Source organism: Acinetobacter gerneri DSM 14967 = CIP 107464 = MTCC 9824 (assembly GCF_000368565.1).
GTDB lineage: Bacteria > Pseudomonadota > Gammaproteobacteria > Pseudomonadales > Moraxellaceae > Acinetobacter > Acinetobacter gerneri.
On record NZ_KB849555.1, the window covers coordinates 1 to 6,431 of the forward strand.

Below are 6,431 nucleotides of genomic sequence, written 5' to 3' on the forward strand. Positions count from 1 at the left end.
CAGCCCTGTGCGTTCATCTTTTAGTTTTTCACCTGCACGATAGGCACTTGATGCAACCGCAGTTCGTCCTGAACTTCGGTTAACTGTTTTAGTTGAACAATGATAGATTGCCATGCAGTTGCCTTGACATGCTTTTGCTTTTAAAAAATTGCGTAGCATTTTTTTGGGGTTAAGGGGATTCCCCTTACGCAAACTTTGACTTGGATGAAATCCAAGTCGTAAGTGCGCATTTCATGAAAATCACGATAGCATATTGTTCGCTTGAATTTCAATTCATAGAACTTTATGCTTGAGTGGTTTTCTATTTCCTGAAATCGGACGTTATGACAAAATCTGCTGAAAATATCGAAAAGAAAATTGAAGCTCAATTAGAAAAGCTGAAACAGTTAAAAGCCCAAAAACAGGCTATTGCAGCAAGAGAACGCACCAAAATATTAGCCCAAACACGTAAAGATGATACTAGGCGTAAAATCTTACTTGGCTCTTATTTGATTAAAAAAATGAACGCCAATGAAGCAAATAAGGAAAAAATACTTGCCGAACTCAACGAGTATTTAACCGAAGATCGAGACAGAAAGCTTTTCGATTTATAGGATGATCCTTATTCACTTTCGCCAAGTTTATTTTCTAATTCCTTGATTCTTGTAATAAGACCATCTACATGACTGACATGGCGGTCATAATATGGATGGTCTTTTTGCAATGAGTTCAATATCCCTTGAGCTTCAACATATTCAAGCCGTAGCTTATGAAGCTGCCCTTTTAATCCAAAATTATCCTTGTTCCATTCAGCCAATAGTTCAGCTTCTTTTTGTTCAAAATCAGTCATCGTTTAGTCCTCATCAAAATTTAAAACCTAATGTTTTTAGTGCATTTACAAAGATTTTTTGTTGTTCTTCATCTTTGAGCATCTTAGCTATTTTGGACGCTAGAACCTCATAGCTCTCATTACCTGTGGCAAGATAACTAAATTCAGGTAAATGAGCCAATTTGCTTGAATACGTGGTGACTTGTGCATCTGTCATCTTAAAAAACATATCTAGGGTGTTTGGATCTCGCCCTGGTGTGATGACTTTCGGCTTTGGCTTCTCCTTGACCATAAACTTAAAGCCAACCACAGAACGCCCACGTTTCACATTTTCATAGGTGAGGTCTATATCAGTATTGGCTGTGATCTCGTCCAATGATGGATTGAGTACACGTTTTTTTAGGTTGCTTAGGTCTTGATATGATTCAGGTAATCCAAGTTGTTCAAATAGTTCATCTAGACTGATTTGAAAACCGCCCATTGTTTGATGTTTTTTGGCTAGGTGGTAGAAGTCTAGTGAATAGTCCTTTTTAAGCCGTAAAACCACTTCTTTTTTATACTTGGTGTAAGGGTTTAAGGCATCAAATTCTCTTAGCAGTAATAGCACCTCATCAGTGAAATATAGCTCTGAACCGCCTTGTCCTGCCTTATAAATTACCTTGTTGAGCCAACGCATTTTCACCCTGTCACCTTCAGCAGTGGTGTACCCAAAAAAACGAGTAAATAAGCGTTCTGAAGCATTTTCTAAAGCCGTGTAAGCCGTTGATAAATCAATCCCACATTCCTTTGAGAAATCACTAGAGGAAATGAAAATCGGGTCATTACTCGATATTTTTGTTGTCCTTGCCAAAGGCGTTGCCATAATAAATAAACGCTTTTCATCAAGCGACATACCTCTAAAGCATTCAGCAACTCTATTTTGTAGAACTATCCAATCTTTCGGATAGTGTTTTTTTATATCCAAATCCATAACATTCCATGAATAAAGTACACACTTTAAGATTATACCTTTTTACCAATAAAGTACAATGTTTGATTGTGTACTTTTATACTTGGCATTTGTACTTTTTAAACTTGGCGTTTGTACTTTTTAAAGGGCGTTTAACTTGGCGTTTGTACTTTTATACTTGGCGTTTGTACTTTTTTAAAGTCTGAAAGCTATATGTAGCATGGCTTGTAGAGGGGCGAAAAATCTTTAAAAGCTTTTTAAAAGCTAAAAAAGGGGTTTGCTGTAAAAAACAGCCCTATGGCACTCGCTTCGCTCGTGACATTTTGACCTCGCTTCGCTCGGTTGTAGGGGCTGTTTTTTTTGGTTACTGCTATCGAGGATTCCAAAAGCAAAAGCGACTTATGGCACTCGCTTCGCTCGTGGCTTTTTTAAAAGCAAAAGCGATATTACTTCGCTCGTAGACACTCGCTAAAAGTTACAGTGATGAATTTAAACAAAAGCAGTAATCAGGGAAAAAGCATGGGCGAAATTTTTATAATGCTCAATCGCTCGTAGACACTCGCTCGGTTTATTGTTGAAAACCATACAGTTAAAATTTTATCGTATAGATTTAATAAAACTAGCGTATAAAACACTTGATTAAATTGATTCTATCGTATAGATTTAACAAAACTAACGTTTAGGGGTGAAAATTATGGCTAAAGTTATTGGTATCTTTACAGGAAAAGATTTGAAGTGGATGGAATCAGAAGGTGGTTCGGGTTATTGGATAGTACGTACAGACCGTATTAAAAGTGCTGAATATGTAATTTTAATTCGAAATCATCGAGAAACATGGGCGGTAAAAGATGGTGTTGGACATGGTCAAGCTTTCATGGTTGGTAAAATTTCGGGTTGTATTCCAACTAAAAAACATGCTGGTAGAAAATTAATTCAAATTAGTGAATACGCAATGTTGCCAGACACAGAGAACTTTAAAAAAGCTTGGAAGAAATTAACAGCAGGTCAGCGTTACCCTGTGGCGTACTTGAATACGAATGATCTATTACAAAATCTTGACCTTGATATTGAAAAGCTCAATTGGTCTACTTTCAATGGAAATCCAAATGCAGAAACTGCTTTACATGAATCTGAAATTATTGCCGAAGAAGCTGTAGACGAAACAAAAGAACTATCTGAAATTATTGCCGAAGCTAAAGAAATGATAGCTCATGCAGCAGGTATTGAAATTGATAAAGTTAATATCCAAATCAGCTTCTAATTAATTCTATTCTGATTTAGCTCGATGCTTTGAAATTGGCTTTAGCCATTTTCAAAGTCGAGCCACTTTGCGACTGCAATATTTTTTTAGTCATGACGAAATAACCGAGCAAAGTAACCGCCTGAAATTATTTAGGGTCAATCACACAATAATCGGCATTTTGTCCGTAACCACATTGTTTTTTCATCACTTTTACGCATGTTTTACCCTCACATTTTGATATGTCTAGGCTGTATTGCTTGAGGTTATTCACTTCCGATCTACGTTGTTGAATCTCGTCCATGCTTGGGATGAATAGGAATATCGCTAGAACAAAAATCATCACCAAAGCGACAAAGGCACTGGCAAATATCACGATATTTTGAGTATTCAATCGGCTTGTTGCACGGTCTAGCTCTTGAATACGACTTTTGAGTGCGTCTGTAGCCTGTCTATTTGCTTGCTGTAGCGTTTTTTCGGACTGTTCTAGTACGTCTCTAGCGACTTGGTTGTAAAACGTCTCTAATCGCTTCCTATCGTCTCCTATGGCTTCCCGATATTCTTTCATTGAAGCCAATAAAATATATAGCTGATCGTCTAAATCATCGTTTTGGTTGCTCATCTTGACCATCCGCCCTTACTTAAACTTGGTGATGCCTTGTGTTCGGCTTGTTTCATTTCTCGTTCTTGCTGTTTTTTCAGTTCCGCTTGGCGTTCCATCTCTAAACGCTGGGTTTCTTGGTTCTTCTGCCATGCTTCAAAACCTTGATTGGCACGGCTTAGACCGTTATTGATCGTGTTTTCTTTCGATAGGGTTTGTTGGCTGATATATCGGAAATTTTGTTGTTTAACATGGTCGTTAAAACGGCTGATTTCAGTATCTATGCCCTGTCTGCGTAATTGGGTGACTTTCGTTCCCTCATGGACTGTAGCTTGTAGTCCGTTGCCTTGAGCTGCATAACTGCGATGGTCGATTTTTTCCTGTATGCCTGCTCGTTCCAAAGCACGATTGGCAAGGTTTGCCCATGTTTCTCGAATCTGTTTAATCTCGTCTTGGGTTGTTCCCATGTCTAGGCTTTTTCTTTTGGCGTTACTGAGTTCAATATCTGCCTTAGTGGTCAAAATCAGGTTGTTATCCGTGTCTAATTCAGCCTTTCGGGTGGTCAACATGATATGGGCGTGATGGTTTTTATCGTTTCCGCCTTTGCTGGGTTCATGAATGGCAAAGTCTGCAATCACGCCATAGCGATCAACTAAGGCCGTGGCAAAGTCTTTTGCCAAGTCCTTACGTTGATCTGCGGTGAGTTCATCAGGTAGGGCGATTACCCACTCTCTGGCGGTTCGGGCATCTTTGCGGTTCTCGGACTGTTCTGCCAAGTTCCAAAGTTGGCTACGGTCAATTTCAATATTGAGGTTGGACACAATTTCGGTATGGGTGACTCCATCCTTTTTCGTGAAGTCATGCGTCAGCCCTGTCCTCTCGTCTTTTAGCTTTTCCCCTGCACGATAAGCCATAGATGCAACGGCAGTTCTTCCTGAACTGCGGTTAACGGTTTTAGTCGTACAGTGATAAATCGCCATGTGGTTTTTCTGCTTTTGCTTTTTAAAATTGCGTAGCAATTTTTTGGGGTTAAGGGGTGTCCCCTTACGCAACGTTGACTTGAATGAAATTCAAGTCGTAAGTGCGCATTTCATGAAAAACACGATAGCATATTATCCGCTTGAATTTCAATTCATAGGGTCTTATGCTTGAGTGGTTTTCTATATTCCGAAATTAACCGTTATGACTAAATCTGCTGAAAATATCGAAAAGAAAATTGAAGCCCAGTTAGAGAAGCTGAAACAGTTAAAAGCACAGAAACAGGCTATTGAAGCAAGAGAACGTACCAAAAAGAAAGAACAGGAGCGCAAGGATGATACTCGGCGTAAAATTTTGCTCGGTTCTTACTTGATTAAGAAAATGCAGGCAAATGAAGCCAATAAAGAAAAAATACTCGCTGAACTCAACGAATATTTAACAGAAAATAGAGATCGACAGCTTTTTGATTTGCCCGACATTGAAGCCTAATTTTTCTTCGCTGTTTGGTTGTTTTGTTCGGCTTGATACTCTGGAATGAGCGTATTTAAAACCTTTTGAATATTGTCCTTGTCTTCTATCTGCAAATTATCTCGATAGTAAATTAAGTCCTGTACTTTGCTTTCCATCTGCATTTTTTCGGTGGGTTCGGCATCTTTGGATAGTCGGGATAATAGGAAGATATAACCGCATATATTTTCCCTCGCAATTTCATAATTTACGATGTCGAGGTATTCAACGGTCACATGCTTTAGATCGGTTGATAGGTTATTTAATTTAATCATGGCTGAAATCCTGATTTTTCTAAAATTGGATAAAGCTCTCTGAATTTTTCAGGCTCTAAAAGCATATCAGCGATACGAATAGCAAATTGTTGGTAGCTTTCTGTACCTTGTGAATATTTCCCCATTTCAGGCATTTCTGACATTTTATTCGCAAATAAATGGCGTTGTGCATCGGTCATTTTTATAAAAAAATCAGGCGTGTTTGGATCTCTTTTTGCTTCAACTTTTGGCTGTTGTTTTTGCTTAAATTTGAAAGAAAAACCTGAAATGATCCGTCCTTTTTTATGCTGTTCATACGTTACAGTAATATCAGTATGCTCATTAATTTGTTTAATTGATGGTTCAAGCACACGCTTTTTAAAGTCACTCATGGCGGTGTATTCACTATCAACAAGACCTAATCTGTTTCTAAACTCACTAAGTTCTAGTTGTGGAACTTTTCCAACTTCACGCCAAGCAATCAGCAACTCATAAAGCCTAGTGGCGTATTTACTGGTTAGGTGAGCAACTTGTTTAGCTTCATATTTTGTAAAGTGTTCTTCCAATCGTGTGATTAAAGGCACTACATCAGGAGCAAAAGTAATTTCTAACAATGCTAGGTCATCTACATAAAATATACGGCTTACCCAGCGAGATCGAACAATGCCGACTTTGCCTGTTTTTTTATATTCGGCTGTATAACTAAATTGACGATTAAACAGATTATTTACAGCTTCTCTCAAAGCTTTATATGACGCATCGGCAGATACATTGAATAGCTTGGCGTAGTCACTAGCATGTATTTCCAGTTTACTATCCGCAGTGATTCCTTGTCCCGATTCTCTAGCATTAATGATAGCTAGCATGATCAAACGTTGTTCCGTTAGCTCTAGGTTGTAACTGGCATTTATTAGAGCATTATCTTTCACGACTAAACTATTTTTCATAAGAAGAACTTATTATTATCTAATTAAAGGACAATGTAATCTAATATCTTTTTAAGGTCAATATTTATAATGTCCTTTAATTAAGAGCAAATGTCCGTTTATACAAGAGCAAATGTCCGTTTATACAAGAGCAAATGTCCGTTTATA

The 6,431-nt window shown here is 38.1% G+C and carries 9 protein-coding genes and 1 pseudogene; 3 read left to right on the forward strand and 7 right to left on the reverse strand.

Translation table 11 applies throughout. The annotated features are described in order from the left end of the window. Nucleotides 1-114 (reverse strand): annotated as a pseudogene (locus tag F960_RS22495) (MobQ family relaxase); the annotation flags it as partial. 209 nt (nucleotides 115-323) lie between these two features. Between F960_RS22495 and F960_RS21225 the strand changes: the two are divergent. Beyond that, on the forward strand, nucleotides 324-593 hold the full coding sequence (locus tag F960_RS21225) for a DUF8583 domain-containing protein (RefSeq protein ID WP_004871853.1): 270 nt from the start codon (nucleotides 324-326) through the stop codon (nucleotides 591-593). 8 nt (nucleotides 594-601) lie between these two features. Here the strand turns inward: F960_RS21225 and F960_RS21230 are convergent, their stop codons facing one another. Then, nucleotides 602-829, reverse strand: coding sequence for a hypothetical protein (locus F960_RS21230; RefSeq protein ID WP_004871856.1), 228 nt, complete (start codon nucleotides 827-829; stop codon nucleotides 602-604). A 13-nt stretch (nucleotides 830-842) separates the two neighbouring features. Beyond that, nucleotides 843-1,778, reverse strand: coding sequence for a RepB family plasmid replication initiator protein (locus F960_RS21235; protein WP_004871859.1), 936 nt, complete (start codon nucleotides 1,776-1,778; stop codon nucleotides 843-845). A 673-nt stretch (nucleotides 1,779-2,451) separates the two neighbouring features. Between F960_RS21235 and F960_RS21240 the strand changes: the two genes are divergently transcribed. Further along, nucleotides 2,452-3,018 carry a hypothetical protein gene (locus F960_RS21240; protein WP_004871860.1) on the forward strand — a complete coding sequence of 189 codons (567 nt, stop codon included), beginning with the start codon at nucleotides 2,452-2,454 and terminating at the stop codon, nucleotides 3,016-3,018. A gap of 127 nt (nucleotides 3,019-3,145) precedes the next feature. Here F960_RS21240 and F960_RS21245 read toward each other — a convergent pair whose 3' ends face one another. Together F960_RS21245 and mobQ are read right to left on the reverse strand one after the other, a co-directional pair. After that, complete coding sequence (locus F960_RS21245) at nucleotides 3,146-3,619, reverse strand: hypothetical protein (protein WP_004871863.1); 474 nt, start codon at nucleotides 3,617-3,619, stop codon at nucleotides 3,146-3,148. Beyond that, the gene (gene mobQ / locus F960_RS21250; protein WP_004871865.1) at nucleotides 3,616-4,578 is read right to left on the reverse strand and encodes a MobQ family relaxase; all 963 of its coding nucleotides are present in this window, start codon (nucleotides 4,576-4,578) and stop codon (nucleotides 3,616-3,618) included. The genes F960_RS21245 and mobQ overlap by 4 nt, the downstream gene beginning before the upstream one ends. A gap of 202 nt (nucleotides 4,579-4,780) precedes the next feature. On the opposite strand from mobQ, the gene F960_RS21255 reads away from it, so the two are divergent. After that, nucleotides 4,781-5,065 (forward strand): DUF8583 domain-containing protein, encoded by a 285-nt coding sequence (locus tag F960_RS21255; protein WP_004871868.1) that lies wholly within the window; start codon nucleotides 4,781-4,783, stop codon nucleotides 5,063-5,065. Here F960_RS21255 and F960_RS21260 read toward each other — a convergent pair. Then, the gene (locus F960_RS21260; RefSeq protein WP_004871872.1) at nucleotides 5,062-5,358 is read right to left on the reverse strand and encodes a hypothetical protein; all 297 of its coding nucleotides are present in this window, start codon (nucleotides 5,356-5,358) and stop codon (nucleotides 5,062-5,064) included. The genes F960_RS21255 and F960_RS21260 overlap by 4 nt on opposite strands. Further along, nucleotides 5,355-6,284 carry a replication initiation protein RepM gene (repM, locus tag F960_RS21265; protein WP_004871874.1) on the reverse strand — a complete coding sequence of 310 codons (930 nt, stop codon included), beginning with the start codon at nucleotides 6,282-6,284 and terminating at the stop codon, nucleotides 5,355-5,357. Before repM ends, F960_RS21260 begins: the two co-directional genes overlap by 4 nt. Nucleotides 6,285-6,431 lie beyond the last annotated feature (147 nt).

What these genes read in the sequence shown, in the direction of transcription:
- F960_RS21235 (WP_004871859.1), bottom strand. Translation starts at nt 1,778, where the DNA reads ATGGATTTGGATATAAAAAAACACTATCCGAAAGATTGGATAGTTCTA.
- F960_RS21225 (WP_004871853.1), top strand. Translation starts at nt 324, where the DNA reads ATGACAAAATCTGCTGAAAATATCGAAAAGAAAATTGAAGCTCAATTA.
- F960_RS21245 (WP_004871863.1), bottom strand. Translation starts at nt 3,619, where the DNA reads ATGAGCAACCAAAACGATGATTTAGACGATCAGCTATATATTTTATTG.
- F960_RS21230 (WP_004871856.1), bottom strand. Translation starts at nt 829, where the DNA reads ATGACTGATTTTGAACAAAAAGAAGCTGAACTATTGGCTGAATGGAAC.
- F960_RS21260 (WP_004871872.1), bottom strand. Translation starts at nt 5,358, where the DNA reads ATGATTAAATTAAATAACCTATCAACCGATCTAAAGCATGTGACCGTT.
- mobQ (WP_004871865.1), bottom strand. Translation starts at nt 4,578, where the DNA reads ATGGCGATTTATCACTGTACGACTAAAACCGTTAACCGCAGTTCAGGA.
- repM (WP_004871874.1), bottom strand. Translation starts at nt 6,284, where the DNA reads ATGAAAAATAGTTTAGTCGTGAAAGATAATGCTCTAATAAATGCCAGT.
- F960_RS21255 (WP_004871868.1), top strand. Translation starts at nt 4,781, where the DNA reads ATGACTAAATCTGCTGAAAATATCGAAAAGAAAATTGAAGCCCAGTTA.
- F960_RS21240 (WP_004871860.1), top strand. Translation starts at nt 2,452, where the DNA reads ATGGCTAAAGTTATTGGTATCTTTACAGGAAAAGATTTGAAGTGGATG.